The organism is Clostridium sp. CM027 (assembly GCF_024730565.1).
In the GTDB taxonomy this organism is placed as follows: Bacteria; Bacillota; Clostridia; order Clostridiales; family Clostridiaceae; genus Clostridium_AD; species Clostridium_AD estertheticum_B.
Genome location: NZ_CP077725.1, coordinates 926,076 through 942,918, shown reverse-complemented (window position 1 = coordinate 942,918; position 16,843 = coordinate 926,076). Strand labels below are relative to the sequence as shown.

Below are 16,843 nucleotides of genomic sequence, written 5' to 3'. Positions count from 1 at the left end.
CACAAACCAGTAGGATAAATTATCCTACTGGTTTCAGACCGTTGACAAACATAAAATGTAAAACACTCTAATTTAAAATTGGAGTGTTTTTTTTATATTCAAAAAGGATTTTAGGACATCAATGTCGAATATATATAGTATACAAACTTTATAATTCGGAGGGCATTATTATGATTAATGAAAAGAACTTCACACAACAAAAACTAGAAATGGTGTATTTAGAAGATTTAGTTCCTAAAGACCATATTCTGAGAAATATAGATAAATACATGGATTTCTCTTTTATAAGAGAACTGACTAAAAAATATTACTGCTTAGATAATGGAAGACCTGGCGTAGGTGCGACCTTAATTACAGCATAATATCCTCGTAGTAGAGTGAACACTGCTGTAGACCTACAATTATTATTGTAGGTAACTAATATTTTCGAGACCAGCATGAGAGCCTAATATCTTATGGATACTGAGTCTGACTAATACTCCTGCCAGCCTTGCAGTAATGTAACGTTGCGAAGCATAGGTGAAGACGGAGACACTGGCAGTAATGCTACACTTCGGGTCCAGTCATATATGGTTATAATTTCCTTGTATTTAAATTTCGTAACAGATAATCCCTATCCCTAGTTCAGATGGGAGGGTGTAAAAATTTTTTTACCTCAATGTATGTCTACGCGTGCAGAAGGGGGACGACCTTATGGTGGTTGGAGAATGCGTGTGAGACGTATCCAGGTAAGAACTGAAAAGAACGGAATATAGAGGAGACCTAAGTATGATATATAAAGCGAAAATATTGGGAAAGGTGATTGACCTAATTACACTCCGTGTAATAATAATTGGGGACTGATTGCACCGAAAGGGTAAATCAATAAAGATTATGAATGGGTTAACAGCGAGGCTGTAGTACCGTTAGTATCCTATATTAAGAAATATAGGAGAGGAAAGAGCCTTAGACGTGTGATGTATATAAAATAATTTGTAAATTTCTAATTCGCCAAATTAGATGAAAGAGACTATTCGTACAGAAATGAGGAGAGTCAGACTAACGAGTATAAATAATATTTACTTCATAGATATGAAACAGAGATTTGAAGATTTTAAAAATGGAAATATAGATTTGCGTAATTTAAGTCCTTTAGTTTATTCCGAAGAGAATGTTATGCTAGCAGTACGTCAACTTAGCAAGGGTAAAGGAAGAATGACAAAAGGACCAGATGGTTCTAATTATGATACCATAGCAAAAACGAATTTTATTGAGTTAGGTATGATAGTAAAAGACCGTTTACTTAATAAAAAGATGGATTATGTTAAACGTATTTATATTCCTAAAGGTGATGGTAAGAAACGACCTATTGGCATATGCACAATCTGGGATAAGCTTGTTGAGAAGTGTATTCAGCTAGTATTAGACCCGTACTGTGAAACTAAGTTTGTTCCTAGTTCCTTTGGATTTAGGGAGCAAGTATCAACACATAATGCAATAGCAAAAGTTAAAAACCAAACTAATGTTATGCCATATGTCTTATCTGTAGACATGAAGGATTATTTTGGAACTATAGACCCTAATATTATGTATAGGGAACTATGGCATATGGGAATACATGACCAAGTAATATTAAACTATATTTATCGTTTTATTAAGAAAGGTTACCTAGAAGCAGGGTGCAAAATCTATGACCCGAAGGGTTCTGCACAAGGTAGTATTATAGGACCATTATTATCAAATGTGTACCTTCATCGTTTTGATGTATGGTTGCGAGATCAGGGTGATGATTGGCATGATAAAAGTGTTAATAAGTTTCATAATATAGACAATAGACGTTCAAATATGAGAAGAACTAATTTGAAAATTGGTATCCATGTAAGGTACGCTGATGACATTTTAGTTTTATGTAAGAGTAAGAGTGATGCTGAAAAGTTTAAATATAGTGTAACGAAATATCTTACAAAAAATATGAAACTTATTATTAATGAAGATAAAACTAAAATTTATGATTTAAAGAAAGAAAAGATGAAATATCTGGGCTATAATTTTAAGCTTTATCAAAAACGTAGTAGAATAAGAAATGGTAAGGAGCTAATGGTAATTAACAGCTTACCAAAGGATAAGGGGAATTTAATAGTAGAAGAATGTTGTAAAAGACTTAATGATATTAAAAAAATACCTAGTTATGAGAACATCATGGCTTGGAATGTATATATTATAGGATTACATAATTACTATAAAGGTATGAATGAGTTTAATAAATGTTTTGGAAAGTTAGGATGGCGAATTTACAAAAGGTTTTATAATACAATGGAAGGTCGAATTAAGTTTATAACAGAACAAAAAATCAAGAATAATTTTAGAAAGGGTACATATAAAAGTTGGGGTAAAACAGGATACTACATGTTGTATGATATACCAATTGTTCATATAGAATGGGCTAATTGGGAATATAAATTAGTGAGTGCAATAAAAGGTAAAATATGTAGAATCAATCCGTACGATTATGGTGAAAAGAAAAACCATAAGCCTGGTGTATCTCTTAATGATATTAAGTACCTTGTAGAGAGTGCTAAATTATCTCGTCAGGCAAGTAGATTTAGTCAATTTAGAATTAGTAAATATAGTTCGTTACATGGATTGAGTCATATCTCTGGGGAAGTAGTTCCAGTAGAAGATTATCATTGCCATCATATAGTGCCTTGTAATAAGGGTGGTAAAGACGATTATAATAATCTATGCATACTAAGTAAGGAGCAACATATCATACTACATAGTAATAATAGAGCAAAATTATATGATGTGGTTGGAAAGAAGTATCATAAAAGGGTCGAAGAATTGATAAGTTTGCTATAAAAAAAAAAAAAAAAAAAAAAAAAAAAAAAAAAAAAAAAAAAAAAAAAAAAAAAAAAAAAAAAAAAAAAAAAAAAAAAAAAAAAAAAACTTGATTTCAAAAGTGGTTATAAATATATTTGAGTTTTCAGTTTGTCAGACGTTGGAACGCTGTATGCGATGAAAGTCGCCCGTACAGTGTGGGAAGGGGGAAAAGACCGAGGTAGTAATATCAGAGTCTTACCTATCTTCATATCCTATTATACTTTTTAAAATGCTGTTTATTGGGTACTTATTTGGAATAAAATCTGAACGACAACTTGTAAAGGACATTGAAGTAAATGTGGCTTATAGATGGTTTCTAGGACTAAGTCTTACTGATCCTATTCCAGATCATTCAACAATTAGCCAAAATAGACGTAGACGGTTTAAAGGTACAGATGTGTTTCAAAAAATATTTGACGAAGTAGTATTTAAGGCTATAAATCTTAAGATGGTAACCGGTAAAATACTTTACACAGATTCTACACACCTAAAAGCAAATGCTAATAAGCGAAAGCTTGTGAAAATTGAAGTTGAAAAAACGCCGAAAGAATATGTAGCTGAACTTAATAAAGCAGTGGAAGAAGATAGAATAAACCATGGTAAAAAACCTTTAAAGGAAAAAGAACCTGTTACCAAAATAAAAGAAACTAAAGTTAGCACAACCGACCCCGACAGTGGATATATGATGAGAGATGGCAAGCCGGAAGGCTTCTCATATTTAGATCACAGAACTGTCGATAGCAGACATAATATAATTACTGATGTGTATGTTACTCCTGGAAACATAAATGATGTTGATCCTTATATCGATAGATTAGATGTGCAAATAAAAAAGTTTAATTTTAATACAAAATATGTTGGTGCAGATGCTGGTTATGCTACAAATCTTATATGTAAAGAACTATATGAGAGGGAATTAAAATCTGTAATGGGATACCGTAGGTCTCCACATACAAAAGGAATGTACACAAAAAATAAATTCCAATATGTTAAAGAACAGGACATTTACGTATGCCCTGACTTAAGGGCTTTACATTATAAAACGACAACAAGAGAAGGATATAAAGAATATGTTGGTAATGCAAAATATTGCGAGATATGTCCAAATAGAGCTCAATGCTTTTCTGCAAAAAGCAAGTTTAAAACTATTAGAAGACATGTTTGGGAAACGTATAAAGAAGATGTTGTAAAGTTCACCAGAACAGATAAAGGCAGAAATATATATAGAAGAAGAAAAGAAACTATAGAGCGAAGCTTCGCAGATTCAAAACAACTGCATGGGCTTCGCTATTGCCATATGCGTGGATTAGAAAATGTGCAAGAGCAGTGTCTGCTTACAGCAGCAGTGCAGAATATGAAAAAGATAGCTAGCCTGCTATCTTTACTGTTTTTTGATTTTCTAACTAAGAAGATAGTTGTTATTTTACATTTATCCATAACTCAAAATGCTATCGCATAATTGCATGTAAAAAGCCCAGTATAATAAAAAAATTATACTGGGTTTGTAAACAACCTGAAACCAGTAGGATAAATTATCCTACTGGTTTTTTATATTCTCACTATATCTAAAAATGTTAATATTGAAGCTCCGCAGGAGATGATTTAATTAGTACTTGACAGTATAAGTATATAGTATTATATTTATAGTGTACTACAACAATAGTACACGCTGTACACATAGTGCAAATAGTGAAGAGTTAATTATTTGAGAGAAGGTGAAACCTTGATAAACATTGATAGCAGAAGCGGTAAACCTATTTATGAACAGATTATTGAGAAAGTAAAGGAAAATATAATAAAAGGAATATTAGAACCGGGAGATAAATTGCCTTCTGTAAGGGAACTTGCATCGCTTATAACAATCAATCCTAATACTATAAGCAAAGCATATAATGAGCTAGAAAGAATGAAGGCAATTGAAGTTATAAGAGGAAAAGGAACATTTGTAGTAGAAAATTTCAAACCTATCATGAATGAAGAAAAGATGAGAGAAATAAAAGAACATATGAAGAAAATAATTATAGAGGCACATTATATAGGTGTTGATAAAGATACGTTAATAGATATACTAAATGAAATTTATAACCAGTTTTAACGACCTTTCAGAAAAAAATATATTAATAGATGGTGAAGATATTTTAATTTTAATTTAAGGGGTGGTTTAAGTTGAAAAAAGTACCATATATAATCTTACTGGGATGCATAATTGTTACCATCTTAATATCTGCTTGTGGTAAAAAAAACATGAAGAATAATCTCATTATAGGAAATAAAAGTTCCGAAATTATTAGTGATATAGTAATTCAAAGGGTTGATAAAGTTAATATTATAGCTAGTCATCTTAAGGCTAACCAGCATGGATATTTTGATATGGGGGTACAAGAAAATTGTACTTATAAAGTGGAATTTGAAGACAAAAACAACAAGAGTACTCGTAGCAAAGAATTTACGTCAAATTTTAGTAGAGATAAAATAGCAAATATAAATATTTTAAAAGATAATAACGGAGAGTGGTCTGTTATTATAGAAAATTAAAAAGATTAAATCATCTCCTGCGGAGCTGAAACATTAACGACTTCAGAAGGAGATTTATACTCCCACTGAAGTTTTCTATTTGTTAAGGTATGTAACTCCCACTTATAGAAGTGGGAGACTTTCCTTCTGAAATGTCGTTAAACATCGAGAACAGAAATGTTCTCTTTTATTTTCTTTTTTTGCTTTTGTTTAATTCATAATAAATATGGTAAAATATAAAATAATGGATTATATGGAGGTGATACTATTAAATATGCGGAAGTCTACAACAAAATAAATGGAAATAATTTTATCCACCGATGCATATTAGTTAAAGGGAAATCTGCTAGTGGTAAAACAACTATGGCAGTTTCTAAATATAAGAATATGATAGAAAATGAAAATATAAAAAGTTCAAATATATTATGCTTATTTATGAATAAATATCAAAATATAACATGGACAAGAGAGATGGATTTTAACATGACTAGTGAGATTCGAAAAAACTCTTACTATGGATTTATCAGAAAAGAACTATCACTTTATTGGCCATATGTAGTAGAAAATTGCAAGGAATTAAAAATTAGTTTGTTGAAACCTGAATTCGCATCTTTTGATGCTACAAATTATGCTATGAAAGCACTAGTGGAGCATTTTAGAACGTCTAAAGGGTACTTTATAGATATTACATCAACTTCTTCTAAAATAGCTTCAGATTTGATTTCTAACATTAATAATGCTGCACTATCATTAGTGCCTTTTAATGAAATAGGAACTAGGCTATATAATTCATTAGAGGTAAAGGATTTTTGTGCAAAAGAAACATATAATCAATTGGATGAAGTAATTCAATATTATATCTCAAAATTATTGGGAAATGGTGTTGTAGATTATGGATTGTGTTTTTACTTGTATAATAAGTATTTACTTAAAGATGCAAGATACTTTAATATGAATAAAATAAAATATCTTATAGTAGACGATATAGATCAGGCTTCACCATCAGAGCTAGATCTGATATTTAAGCTTATTGATAATGTAGACAAGGCATACTTGTTTTACAACCCAAGCGGTGGATTTTGTAGTTATTATGGGGCTAATACTAATTATTTGAGACAAAAATTAAATATTGATTATGATGAAATTATTCTAGATGAGCATTTTTGCTGTAATGATGAATTTATTGATTTTTCGCGTGCGATAGAAAACCGAGCACATAATAATTACGAAGAGGAGAAAATAAGCGACAACCTACCAGCTTATATAGATTTGACTTCACAGCTTCGATGCGAAATGGTTGAAAAAATATCATTTAAAATTGAAGAATTAATAAATCATGGAGTTAAGCCTAAGGATATAGCTGTAATATGTCCATTTAATGATTTTGTCATTTCTCATGAACTACAGAAAAAAACAAAAGAATTAGGTATATCAGTCATGGAGACTTCTAAAAAATATAGATTTATTGACAATGAATATTTACAGCCATTAATTATATTAGCAGTATTGTGTAATTCTTTTACAAGCATAAAGTTAACAAGTGAAGATTATAAAAACTTTTTTTCTTTTATGTTACAGCTAGATATAATCAGGAGCTCGCTACTTTCTGATTTAGTAAATTCGAGTGGAGAGATGCGAGATATTAATAAAGCCATCCAAGATAGAGTAGGCATTGAGGTCGCAAGTAATTATAATGAATTAAAAAAATGGATAAGTGATTATAAAGAAAGTAACTTGGAATGCAATATACCACTAGGAGAATTTTTTAGAAAAGCATTCTTAGAAGTTCTTATAACAATACCTAAAGTTAAACAACATGTAGGTGACTATATAAGTATATATGAAAATTGTGAAAGCTTCGTAAATACTTTAGATAAATTACAATTTAAAGGGAAGTCATCTGAGGAGAGATTTATAGAATTTATAAGGCGTGATGGAAAAGATTTTTATTCGTTGAATGATATTCAAGAAATGCTATTACAAGAGAATAGTATAGTTTTCACATCGCCATATACATATTTAACTTCAAATTTAAGTAGCGTGGTTCAGATATGGGCAGATATTAACAGTAATATGTGGTGTTCAAGAAATATAAAGGAATTATCAAATTATTACGTGTTAAGAAGTAATTGGAATATTAATGATATCTATACGCAGGAAACAGAAAACAATAATATATATAGAATTTTAATGTCCGTTGTTGATGGCCTTTTAAGAAAATGTAGGGGCAAATTATACATATATGGCAGTGAGTATTCTCTAAATGGATATGAACAACAAAGTATATTTGCGGATATCCTTGTAGAAATCTTAAGCGGAAGAGGTGAAAATTATGATAGGGGATATGAGTAATGAAGAGGTAAAAATAAGTTATAGGGATGATCAATTGCATATAATGGAATATAGAGGAGGAACCATGGCGGTTCCAGCAGTTCCAGGAGCAGGGAAAACCTTCATAATATGTAATCTAGTATGTGAACTTATAGAAGATAAAATTCATAAACCTGGGAAAATACTTATAGTTACTTTTATGAATAGTGCAGTGAATAACTTTAAACATAGAATTTCAATAGTTTTACAAAATAAGGGAATAACAGCGAGTAATGATTATGAAGTTATGACTATTCATAGTTTAGCACTAAAGATTTTAAAAGATAGACCGGATGTAGTGGGAGTTAATGAAGAATTTAAAATATTAGATGATGTAAATAAAAGCTTATATTTAAATAAGTGCATTATGCATTGGAGAAGAAACGGTGGAGAAAATATATTTAAGGCTATGATATTAGATAAATCCCTAAATAAATACCCAGGAAAACAAAATGATTGGTGGAATGATTTTTTCACGACGGTGGATACAATTATTGGGGAATTAAAGATAAATGATATTTCTCCAGAAAAGTTAAAGGATGAAGTGAAAAATTTAAACCAAGACAGCATTTTAAATTATATATCTGAAATTTATGATTCATACACTAAAACCCTAAAAAGAGAGGGCTATATAGATTATAACGATTTGCTAATTCTTGCATATAAGCTTCTAAAAACTGATGATGTGCTTCGCGAAAAATTAAATGTAAAATATACTTTTGTATTTGAAGATGAGTGCCAAGACTCTAATTTAATTCAGGGAAGAATATTGGGTTTAATTTCTGAAAAAAACGGAAACTTAGTTAGGGTAGGGGATGTTAATCAAAGTATAACAGGTACATTTACATCTTCAGATCCAAAATTTTTCAGAGAATTTTGTGAAAATGCAAATAAAAAGTTTGAAATGTATATGGCAGGACGTAGCACAAAACATATTATTGATTTAGCAAACGAATTAGTTCGACATATCAATAATCATCATGGTGAAGAAAAATGTAGGTGTGCATTAGTAAATCAAGAAATTAAAACGGTACCAGAGTTTTTTAAACTAAAAAAGCAGGATGTGGACATTTACGGAATAAGCACTATGGTTTGTAGTTCAAATCAGGATGAAATTAATAAAGCTACTAAGCTAACAATGAAATTCAAAGAAAAATATCCTAATAAAACCTGTGCCATATTAGTTCCGTATAATAATCAAGTTAAAGAAATAGCGGATAAACTTAGAGAGTTAAATATTGAGTGTGATGAATTGTCAAATAAATCAGATAAAAGATGTAAGGCTGCATTTACATTAGGATATATATTGCAGTTTATTTCAGAGCCACATGATAGTTTTAAATTCAAAGATTTAGTAAAGAATGTGTTTATAGAAGAAAACAACGAAGAAAGTGAAAGGTTGTTTGATTTCATACAAGATTATAAAGTAGAAAAGCTAATGTATCCCAATGGAGGAGTCATAGATCAGAAAGATGTTCCTCGCGAAATATTAGGTTCAGAGGTCTATCAAAAATTTATAAAGTGCATGCAGCAGATTAAAATAATATTTCAATATCCTCAAACACATTTAGATAGACTGATTTTGCATATTAGTGATGTTTTAAATTTCAGTCTTGAGGATAGAGCGATGGCAGATGCAGTTGCATCGTATATTAGATTTCTATCAAAAGATGAAAGTGACTTTTGTTTAAAGCATATAGTGGATCAGTTGCTAGATGAAAAAAATGGTATATTAAATCATATTTCAGGTATAATTTATGACCTAGAAGGATATGAACCTTCCTCAGATAGAATAACAGTTTCTACTTGTCATAAAGCAAAAGGACTGGAATGGGATTGTGTATTTATATTAAGCATCACATCTTACCAATACCCATATATGACAACGGATAAATTTAGGGAGTACTATTACTTGAAACAACAATTTAAAAACCCTACAGTTCTTTGTAAAGCTGAAATTGCAAAAATTCTTGGTAATAATATTTGCGAGGATCCAATTGGGGAAGCGAAAATACAGATAATAAATGAAAAAATAAGGCTCTTATACGTAGGAATAACAAGAGCTAAAGAATATTTAATTTTAATGGCATCTAAGTGTAATGAAGGTAAATGGAATGAAAGTAAACCTTCAAAGTACTTTTATGTGCTTCAAGACTACATAAACAGCCAAAGGGGCGATGGTAAATGTTAGATATTAGAAAATTAAAACACGTTTACTATAGTCAAAATTTATTAAACACTTTTGATAAATGCCCTTTAAGATTCAAAATCAAGTATTTAGATAATGTTAAGTGGAAAAAGGATTCAATAGATAATGAGGATTATTATGAAAATATGAATATGGGACTCGATTTTCATCTCATTTGTGAAAGATATTTTTCAAATATTCCTGCTGGTATTGATAATAGCAATATCGATTTAATGAATTCGTTCAATTCATTAAAGGGAAAATTTACTCTTTTAGATGAAAATATATATTTTACTGAATATGAAATAAAAATGAGAAAAGATAACATCAGGATTCAGGCAAAGTATGATTTGATAATTATTAAGCCAAATAACAAAATAGAAATATGGGACTGGAAGACCGAAAATAGAAAACTTGACTATAAAGAAGTGTGTAAAAGAATGCAAACTATTGTTTATATGTATATATTGGGTGAGAGTTCTTTGAAAATATTTGATAAAGATATACCCCTAGAAAATATAAGTATGAATTTTTGGCAACCTCAGTTTAAAGATGATATCATTACTATTAATTATTCAGAGAGTAATCATAAAATTCACGAAGATAAAATTATGGAGATTACGCATTCATTAGACAATTATGATTTTAGTTTGGACTTTAATAGTGAACTATATAGCACGCAGTGCAAATATTGTGAATTCGGTGGATGTAACCAGGTTTGTGATGCTTTTATATAAAGGTTTTAGGTAAATAGAAAGTATGTATAAACCCTTGATTTTCAAGGGTTTATTTTTATCCCTATTTATATGCTAACTAGGATGTACTAACTAATATATAACTAAGAAAAAAAATATTTTTATGAAATATTGACAATTTTACTTAAATATAATATTATATCATTAAAAGATATATCATTTAATGATATATGTAATGACAAATGAAGGGAGGAAGAAAATGGCTAGGGGAAAAGCTTTAGACGAGGATATATTAACGGATTCTACCTACTGTATTTTACTCACCTTAGTAAGACCTATGCATGGATATGGGATAATGCAGGAGATTGAAAGATTTTCAAAAGGCGAAATGTTAATAGGGCCAGCAAGTCTTTATACAATTATAAAAAAATTGCAAAATGCAGATTTAATCCAATTAGTAGATGATGATGAAGAGAGACGTAAAACCTATACACTGACTTTTAAGGGGAAAGAAATATTAAAAAAAGACATTAAGAGAAGAATAACGATGGTAAGACATGGAGAGGAAGCTTTAAAACATTTAGAGGGGGATGATACTGATGGAAAAGAAGAATAGGTATATTTTGAATATGGGATTTGCCTTTGACGAAGATAGAGCTATGAAAAAATTGTGTCAAAGGGCAAAAGAAGGTTGGATTCTTAAGGAAATGTCCGGGTTTAGGTATAAATTAGTAAAAGGTGAACCAAGAGAAATAGTTTATTCCATGGATTACAAAGAATTAAGTGAAAACGATAATGAGTATTTTGAATTATTTCAGAGTAGTGGCTGGGAGCATATGTGTTCTTGTGGGACTTTTCATTTTTTTTCAGCACCACCTGAAACTGTTCCAATATACACTGAAAAAGAGAACCATATAAGTAAGTATGAAAGGGTAAAATACTTGTGTAAAAAAGCAGCGATTATATCAACAGTAATACTGGCTTTTGTAATCCTAATTGAATTTTTGCTAGCAAGCAGAATAGAGGGAACAATGATGAAAAATCAAATGCTATTAGTAGGTGTTATTTTAAGTACTATTTCAGTAGCTATTGCAGTGCCTTCACTTATGATGTGTGTTGCATATTATTTGAAAGAAAGGAGGATTTTAAAGTAAGGGTGCCTATTGCAATTTTTTTAAACTGATATGATCGCTTTTAGGAATTCAGGTTTAGTCGATCGACCATTTCGTTGCACGGTCGCGCAAGAAATCCTCCTTGGATAATAAATATTATATAGCAGTATAAAGTTTCTCCGAAAGTGACTTACAATAAGAAGAGCAGAAACATTGAAAGTTGATTTAAAATTCTTCTTCTGCAAATATAAAATTTCTTAATGGAATTTCACGCTTCAACCTCTTATTGTAAGTCACGGCGGAGAAACTTCATAGGTCACACTCAGTATTATTAGCTTGGTAAATTCGTTCTACATACTTTTCTATAAAGCAGCGCCGTAATACCTATCACTACAAAGGTAATCATTCCCGTAAGTAAATTCATATTTATACCTGGCAGAATGAGTAAAATCCCAATAAGTATAATACCAACCCCCATTGGAAGCATAATAACAAGGGAAAAAAATCACATTCATTACATACATCAATAAAAATCTGCTTGTGATGACCGAGGATGTTTGGACTGGTAGTGACATGAGCATATCGTAATCCTTGAAAGCAAATAATGTACCACTTGCCTTAAACAAGGTGAAAAACATTACAAGCATACTTGTAATTGTAAATGCATATCCTGGAATAATTGAATCAAGGTTTCTGTAGCCCCAGCCTCAATGAGTAATTTTAAAATGTTTTTACTTGTTTTCATAAAAAAACCATTAAATTACTTCAAATTTGCTCATGTTAAAGATAGTGGCTATTATAAATATTACACTACAAAAAATTGAAAATCCTATAGTATATAAATAGTTATCTAATGTAAATAAATTTGCTCCTTCCACTAATTTGTATGGCATGAGCTTTCCAATTGTATTCAAATTTACAAGTGCAGCATTCAAAAAAGTTATCATAAGCGTTATAAAACCTACTGTTACACCTTTTTTCACAAAGCTGCTAAAAAGTGTCACCAAGGCAATATTAAAAAAATAGTATACAGACATTAGAATAGCCGAGTTCATTACACCTGATAAAGCAACTTTTTCTCCTTTAAATAAAATACTTCCATAGTAAAAACAAGTCAAAAATCCTATGAAGGTCAATATGGTTACCACAATAGTATAATGAATTATTTTAGCAAGCACTATACCAACTGGATTACTTCCCTTAGAATATGGAAACACGAGTTTTTCGCCATTTATCTCATCATTTAAAGTACTTGCCAATGTGAATATTATGAATAAGTTTCCAATTTGAAAAAGATCTTTAATATAATTATTAATCGCACTCTTAGGAGTAGCAATAAAAAGTGAACTTAAATCTCCTTGTAATTGCTTTTCTAATATTTTTGGAAGTAATTTTAACATAAATGGATCTAAAATAGCGAATGCAATTATTCCTACAGCAAGTATTATATATTTATATTGTCTTTTGGATTCCATTATTTCTTTCTTAAAATACGCCTTAAAGGTTGTCATTTTTATTCACCAGCCTTATAAAAATATCTTCAAGATTACTTTTTCTTAAATTATAAGATAAAATATTATTTTCTCCCTTAACAAGTAGTTTTAAAAGTTCAGATTTAGCAACATCTAAATTATTAACATAGATAGAGGCCTTATTTTCATTTATCAAAACTTTTTCCACCCACTTAAAGTTTAAAAGAATTTTATCTAAGTTTACACAGTGTTTTTCAAACTCAATATCGAATATAGGTTGAATATACTTACTCTTTAAACTCTCTAAATTATCAGATATGAGTATTTGCCCCTTATCCAAAATACTTACCTCGTCACAAATCCTTTCTATATCACTCAAAATATGAGTTGAGATAAAAACAGTGGTTCCATTTGACCTCAAGTCTTTTATAAACTCTAGTATTTCCATTCTTCCCTCAGGATCTAGTGCAGATGTGGGTTCATCTAAAAAAACTATTTCTGGTTTATTAAATAGTGCCACTGCAATTCCTAATCGCTGCTTCATTCCACCTGAATATTGCCCTATTTTTCTCTTTGCTACCTCAGTAAGCTTAACAATTTCTAAAATCTCTACAGTTCGCTCCCTTATGTTTTTCTCTGTCATATTAGCTATTTCGCCAATAAAATGCAGATACTCATTAGCGCTCATGTAATTATAAAACACTGGATTTTGTGGAAGATATCCTACTTTCCTTAATAATTGCCTTTTATTTTTCTTGAAATCCCCTCCATCTAAATATATCTCTCCACCATTAAAATCAATTAACCCTGAAAGTATATTCATGGTTGTAGTTTTACCTGCTCCATTAGGACCTAGAAATCCGTATATGGTTCCCTTTTTTATTTCAAAGGATATATCTTTTAGAACTTCAAAGTCTCCATATTTTTTGTTGATATTTACCACTTTAAGCATCTTAATCACGCTCTCTTCCTATTAATAAAAAGGATATGCCACCTATTAATTGGATAAAAATTATAACTAAAGCCCATGCCCACTTAGGTAAAAATTTTACCCTGTCTCGTGTTAATCTATATAAGCAGAAACCAACAAGAACTATCTCTATTATAATTACAGGTGCAAGTAATTTTATTATCTCGAGTAGCGCCATTCCGTCAAACATATTCGATTCCCCCTTTTTATATTTTCATAACTTTAACGCAATAAAAATAAAAAAGTTCATTTTATTTTTATATTAGGAAACAGATTGCGTAAGTGGATGTGGATGAGAATGTAAAAACACTTATTTAAATGATAAAACACATGAAAGTAATAACAGCTTAAATCCAAAGTATATGTACCACATCCTCAGCCTACCAAAAGACTTTCTTTGTGAAGCGGATTGAGAGTTATTATTTTCCTTATATGCCATCCATCTTAGATACATATTAGGATAATTGCATAATAGTATGAACTTTCTCCGGAAGTGATTTGAAATAAGATGTGCAGAAACATTGAAAGTTGATTTAGAAATTCTTGTTTTGCTAATATAAAATCCTCGTGAGCCCGACTGGAAGGAAGGCTAGCGAACCGCCTGTAAGTCGAATGTGAGTGTTAGAGGATTTTATATTTGCCAAACAATAGAATTTCTTAATCAACTTTCACGTTTCAAGCTCTTATTTCAAGTCACGCAGGAGAAAGTTCATAGGTCTTGCACTCTTATTTTTTATTTTTTAATATTACTCGTGTTACCAGTAGGTAAATAAGGAGATTACCTGGTGTATTAATCAGTGCAAAAATCCCCCAAAGCCAATAGTATTTTTCTTTACGCCTTCTTGCATCACAAAATACCCAAGCTCCTTGAATTAATAATATAGGAATAGCAATTGCAAGCACTATAGTTAGTTTATTATTTAAAATCACCATTAACCTTCACTTTCCCTTCTTTTGATTGCTAAAACAGGTATTATTATCCAAGGAATAATGGTAATAATAAAAATCTGTGAAATAATTAGTAGTTTAGTACCTAAGAAAATGGTGGCTATAGCATACACAGAAAGAATTATAAAGGATGTTAATATAAAAAGAATAAATTCTTTTCTAGCATTACTATTGCCTCGTATACACACTCCTTGCTCTATTATACTTAAGGTATCTATATCAAAATCAAATATATCTTCATTTAAAACATCCATTTTTTTAGCTGTGGAATTAAGGACACTTTTAAATTCTTTATCTTCGTCACTATACTTTATATTTTTAAAAACGGTGTCTTGAACTTCATTGTAAAATTCATCAATTAAAGAGTTTTTAATCTTATCAGAATCCTTCATTTATATAATCTCCTTCCTTTCAATTTCACTTATTATATATTTCACTGCATTATGAAGCCTTGACCTAACCGTTCCAAGGCGGCATCCTAAAATTTCTGATATTTCCTCATATTTGTAACCATAATAATGCTTTAAAATAAATACAGCCCTTTTCTCATAGGGTAACATTAAAATTATTTTCATTATCTCTTTGTATTCGTAATTTGCGATCACAATGTCCTCTACTTGTTTGCTTTTATCATCCACACATTCCTCTATTAGTCCAAAGGATTTATTCTTTCTTAAATAATCCCTGTAAACATTGGTAGCTATTTTTATGAGCCAAGTAGAAAACTTTGCTCTAGGCTCAAACTTATTTATATTAATCACAGCTTTAAGCAATGCATCCTGAATAATATCCTGTGCTAAGTGTGGGTCTCCTACCATTTTAACAGTGTAGCCTTTTAAAATATTGTAATTATCTTTTAAAAGAGAATTTAGCGCGCTTTTATTTCCATCCTTAGCTTTATTAATAAGTTCTAGTTCATCCAATAATAATCACTCCTAGCAATCCTTCAACGCAAATATTGATTAATAAGTTCACTATATTTATTATAATCTACAATTACTAAATTATTTTACTGTTTTTCTATTTTTTTTAATATGCTCAGCCTTTAATTCCCGTTATTGAAAAGTATTTAAATAAAAGCATTACTAAAAACCAATAGTTTTGTAAATAAGGGTATTACTGATAATAAAATACTAAAATAGAGTCTTTTTAATAACGATAAGCATAGTCTTTATAATAACAACTATTTTTAAGATGAACAAAGTTGAGGTAAGTTTATTGGTATTCGATCTAAATAAAAAAGGAGGTATATATTATGTCAGACAAGGGCAAAAGTAAGGGTGCTTCAACCAAAAATAATGGCAAGAAAAGTGATAAAAAGAATCAAAAAAATAAGGGGCCTAAAAAGTAAAGGACCTAAAAAGCAAAAAATATCCTGAGCTCAATAAGAGTTCAGGATTTTTAGCATTAACAATACTATTAGTGTTAAAAACATAGTAATGCAAAAACATGAAATAAATGGTATCATATTATAAATACAATTAAATGAAAACCTAATTATGGGGGGTAATTCTTAGTTACGACAATAGAGCTAGTTTGGTTTAATCAAGCATTATCCCTATTAGCGTTAATTTTTATATTTATGTATAACGATAAGAAGGGTAAAGACTTAAAATACTTTTTTTATGCTTTTTATCCAGTGCATTTATTAGTAATAGGATTAATAAGGATCCTTCGTAAAACGTTATTGTAATATCAATAATGAATACACAGAG

The 16,843-nt window shown here is 30.1% G+C and carries 16 protein-coding genes and 2 pseudogenes; 11 read left to right on the top strand and 7 right to left on the bottom strand.

From position 1 onward, the window contains the following. Window positions 1-170: 170 nt before the first annotated feature. The 10 genes and pseudogenes from KTC92_RS04640 to KTC92_RS04595 all read left to right on the top strand — a co-directional run. Window positions 171-353 (top strand): annotated as a pseudogene (locus KTC92_RS04640) (IS5/IS1182 family transposase); the annotation flags it as partial. Window positions 354-1,071: 718 nt separating this feature from the next. Further along, window positions 1,072-2,838: a reverse transcriptase domain-containing protein gene (locus KTC92_RS04635; protein ID WP_220287873.1), complete on the top strand. Its 1,767-nt coding sequence runs from the start codon at window positions 1,072-1,074 to the stop codon at window positions 2,836-2,838. Window positions 2,839-3,070: 232 nt separating this feature from the next. Continuing rightward, window positions 3,071-4,318 (top strand): annotated as a pseudogene (locus KTC92_RS04630) (IS1182 family transposase); the annotation flags it as partial. A 264-nt stretch (window positions 4,319-4,582) separates the two neighbouring features. Beyond that, complete coding sequence (locus KTC92_RS04625) at window positions 4,583-4,954, top strand: GntR family transcriptional regulator (RefSeq protein WP_220286784.1); 372 nt, start codon at window positions 4,583-4,585, stop codon at window positions 4,952-4,954. 71 nt (window positions 4,955-5,025) lie between these two features. After that, on the top strand, window positions 5,026-5,394 hold the full coding sequence (locus tag KTC92_RS04620) for a hypothetical protein (protein WP_220286785.1): 369 nt from the start codon (window positions 5,026-5,028) through the stop codon (window positions 5,392-5,394). A 246-nt stretch (window positions 5,395-5,640) separates the two neighbouring features. Beyond that, window positions 5,641-7,725: a UvrD-helicase domain-containing protein gene (locus KTC92_RS04615; RefSeq protein ID WP_375294766.1), complete on the top strand. Its 2,085-nt coding sequence runs from the start codon at window positions 5,641-5,643 to the stop codon at window positions 7,723-7,725. Then, complete coding sequence (locus KTC92_RS04610; RefSeq protein WP_220286787.1) at window positions 7,706-9,934, top strand: ATP-dependent helicase; 2,229 nt, start codon at window positions 7,706-7,708, stop codon at window positions 9,932-9,934. Before KTC92_RS04615 ends, KTC92_RS04610 begins: the two co-directional genes overlap by 20 nt. Then, on the top strand, window positions 9,928-10,668 hold the full coding sequence (locus KTC92_RS04605; protein WP_220286788.1) for a PD-(D/E)XK nuclease family protein: 741 nt from the start codon (window positions 9,928-9,930) through the stop codon (window positions 10,666-10,668). Before KTC92_RS04610 ends, KTC92_RS04605 begins: the two co-directional genes overlap by 7 nt. Window positions 10,669-10,885: 217 nt before the next feature. Continuing rightward, a complete protein-coding gene (locus KTC92_RS04600) occupies window positions 10,886-11,242 on the top strand; it encodes a PadR family transcriptional regulator (protein ID WP_216303591.1) in 357 nt (118 codons plus the stop codon). After that, window positions 11,226-11,780: a DUF2812 domain-containing protein gene (locus tag KTC92_RS04595; protein WP_220286789.1), complete on the top strand. Its 555-nt coding sequence runs from the start codon at window positions 11,226-11,228 to the stop codon at window positions 11,778-11,780. The genes KTC92_RS04600 and KTC92_RS04595 overlap by 17 nt, the downstream gene beginning before the upstream one ends. A 289-nt stretch (window positions 11,781-12,069) precedes the next feature. Here KTC92_RS04595 and KTC92_RS04590 read toward each other — a convergent pair whose 3' ends face one another. From KTC92_RS04590 to sigY, 7 genes are all read right to left on the bottom strand, one after another. Beyond that, window positions 12,070-12,216: a hypothetical protein gene (locus tag KTC92_RS04590; RefSeq protein WP_220286790.1), complete on the bottom strand. Its 147-nt coding sequence runs from the start codon at window positions 12,214-12,216 to the stop codon at window positions 12,070-12,072. Window positions 12,217-12,493: 277 nt separating this feature from the next. Then, window positions 12,494-13,249 carry a hypothetical protein gene (locus KTC92_RS04585; RefSeq protein ID WP_220286791.1) on the bottom strand — a complete coding sequence of 252 codons (756 nt, stop codon included), beginning with the start codon at window positions 13,247-13,249 and terminating at the stop codon, window positions 12,494-12,496. Beyond that, window positions 13,236-14,162: an ABC transporter ATP-binding protein gene (locus tag KTC92_RS04580; protein WP_220286842.1), complete on the bottom strand. Its 927-nt coding sequence runs from the start codon at window positions 14,160-14,162 to the stop codon at window positions 13,236-13,238. The genes KTC92_RS04585 and KTC92_RS04580 overlap by 14 nt, the downstream gene beginning before the upstream one ends. A gap of 1 nt (window position 14,163) precedes the next feature. Next, window positions 14,164-14,370 carry a PLDc N-terminal domain-containing protein gene (locus tag KTC92_RS04575; protein WP_216303588.1) on the bottom strand — a complete coding sequence of 69 codons (207 nt, stop codon included), beginning with the start codon at window positions 14,368-14,370 and terminating at the stop codon, window positions 14,164-14,166. A 536-nt stretch (window positions 14,371-14,906) separates the two neighbouring features. After that, window positions 14,907-15,113, bottom strand: a complete 207-nt coding sequence (locus KTC92_RS04570; RefSeq protein ID WP_216303587.1) for a hypothetical protein — start codon at window positions 15,111-15,113, stop codon at window positions 14,907-14,909. Continuing rightward, on the bottom strand, window positions 15,113-15,520 hold the full coding sequence (locus KTC92_RS04565; RefSeq protein ID WP_216303586.1) for a hypothetical protein: 408 nt from the start codon (window positions 15,518-15,520) through the stop codon (window positions 15,113-15,115). The genes KTC92_RS04570 and KTC92_RS04565 overlap by 1 nt, the downstream gene beginning before the upstream one ends. Next, a complete protein-coding gene (sigY, locus tag KTC92_RS04560; protein ID WP_220286793.1) occupies window positions 15,521-16,051 on the bottom strand; it encodes an RNA polymerase sigma factor SigY in 531 nt (176 codons plus the stop codon). 602 nt (window positions 16,052-16,653) lie between these two features. Here sigY and KTC92_RS04555 point away from each other — a divergent pair. Next, window positions 16,654-16,821 carry a conjugal transfer protein TraX gene (locus tag KTC92_RS04555; RefSeq protein WP_258280760.1) on the top strand — a complete coding sequence of 56 codons (168 nt, stop codon included), beginning with the start codon at window positions 16,654-16,656 and terminating at the stop codon, window positions 16,819-16,821. Window positions 16,822-16,843 lie beyond the last annotated feature (22 nt).

What these genes read in the sequence shown, in the direction of transcription:
- KTC92_RS04570 (WP_216303587.1), bottom strand. Translation starts at nt 15,113, where the DNA reads ATGGTGATTTTAAATAATAAACTAACTATAGTGCTTGCAATTGCTATT.
- KTC92_RS04600 (WP_216303591.1), top strand. Translation starts at nt 10,886, where the DNA reads ATGGCTAGGGGAAAAGCTTTAGACGAGGATATATTAACGGATTCTACC.
- KTC92_RS04595 (WP_220286789.1), top strand. Translation starts at nt 11,226, where the DNA reads ATGGAAAAGAAGAATAGGTATATTTTGAATATGGGATTTGCCTTTGAC.
- KTC92_RS04605 (WP_220286788.1), top strand. Translation starts at nt 9,928, where the DNA reads ATGTTAGATATTAGAAAATTAAAACACGTTTACTATAGTCAAAATTTA.
- KTC92_RS04635 (WP_220287873.1), top strand. Translation starts at nt 1,072, where the DNA reads ATGAAACAGAGATTTGAAGATTTTAAAAATGGAAATATAGATTTGCGT.
- KTC92_RS04580 (WP_220286842.1), bottom strand. Translation starts at nt 14,162, where the DNA reads ATGCTTAAAGTGGTAAATATCAACAAAAAATATGGAGACTTTGAAGTT.
- KTC92_RS04585 (WP_220286791.1), bottom strand. Translation starts at nt 13,249, where the DNA reads ATGACAACCTTTAAGGCGTATTTTAAGAAAGAAATAATGGAATCCAAA.
- KTC92_RS04565 (WP_216303586.1), bottom strand. Translation starts at nt 15,520, where the DNA reads ATGAAGGATTCTGATAAGATTAAAAACTCTTTAATTGATGAATTTTAC.
- KTC92_RS04575 (WP_216303588.1), bottom strand. Translation starts at nt 14,370, where the DNA reads ATGTTTGACGGAATGGCGCTACTCGAGATAATAAAATTACTTGCACCT.
- KTC92_RS04610 (WP_220286787.1), top strand. Translation starts at nt 7,706, where the DNA reads ATGATAGGGGATATGAGTAATGAAGAGGTAAAAATAAGTTATAGGGAT.
- KTC92_RS04590 (WP_220286790.1), bottom strand. Translation starts at nt 12,216, where the DNA reads ATGGGGGTTGGTATTATACTTATTGGGATTTTACTCATTCTGCCAGGT.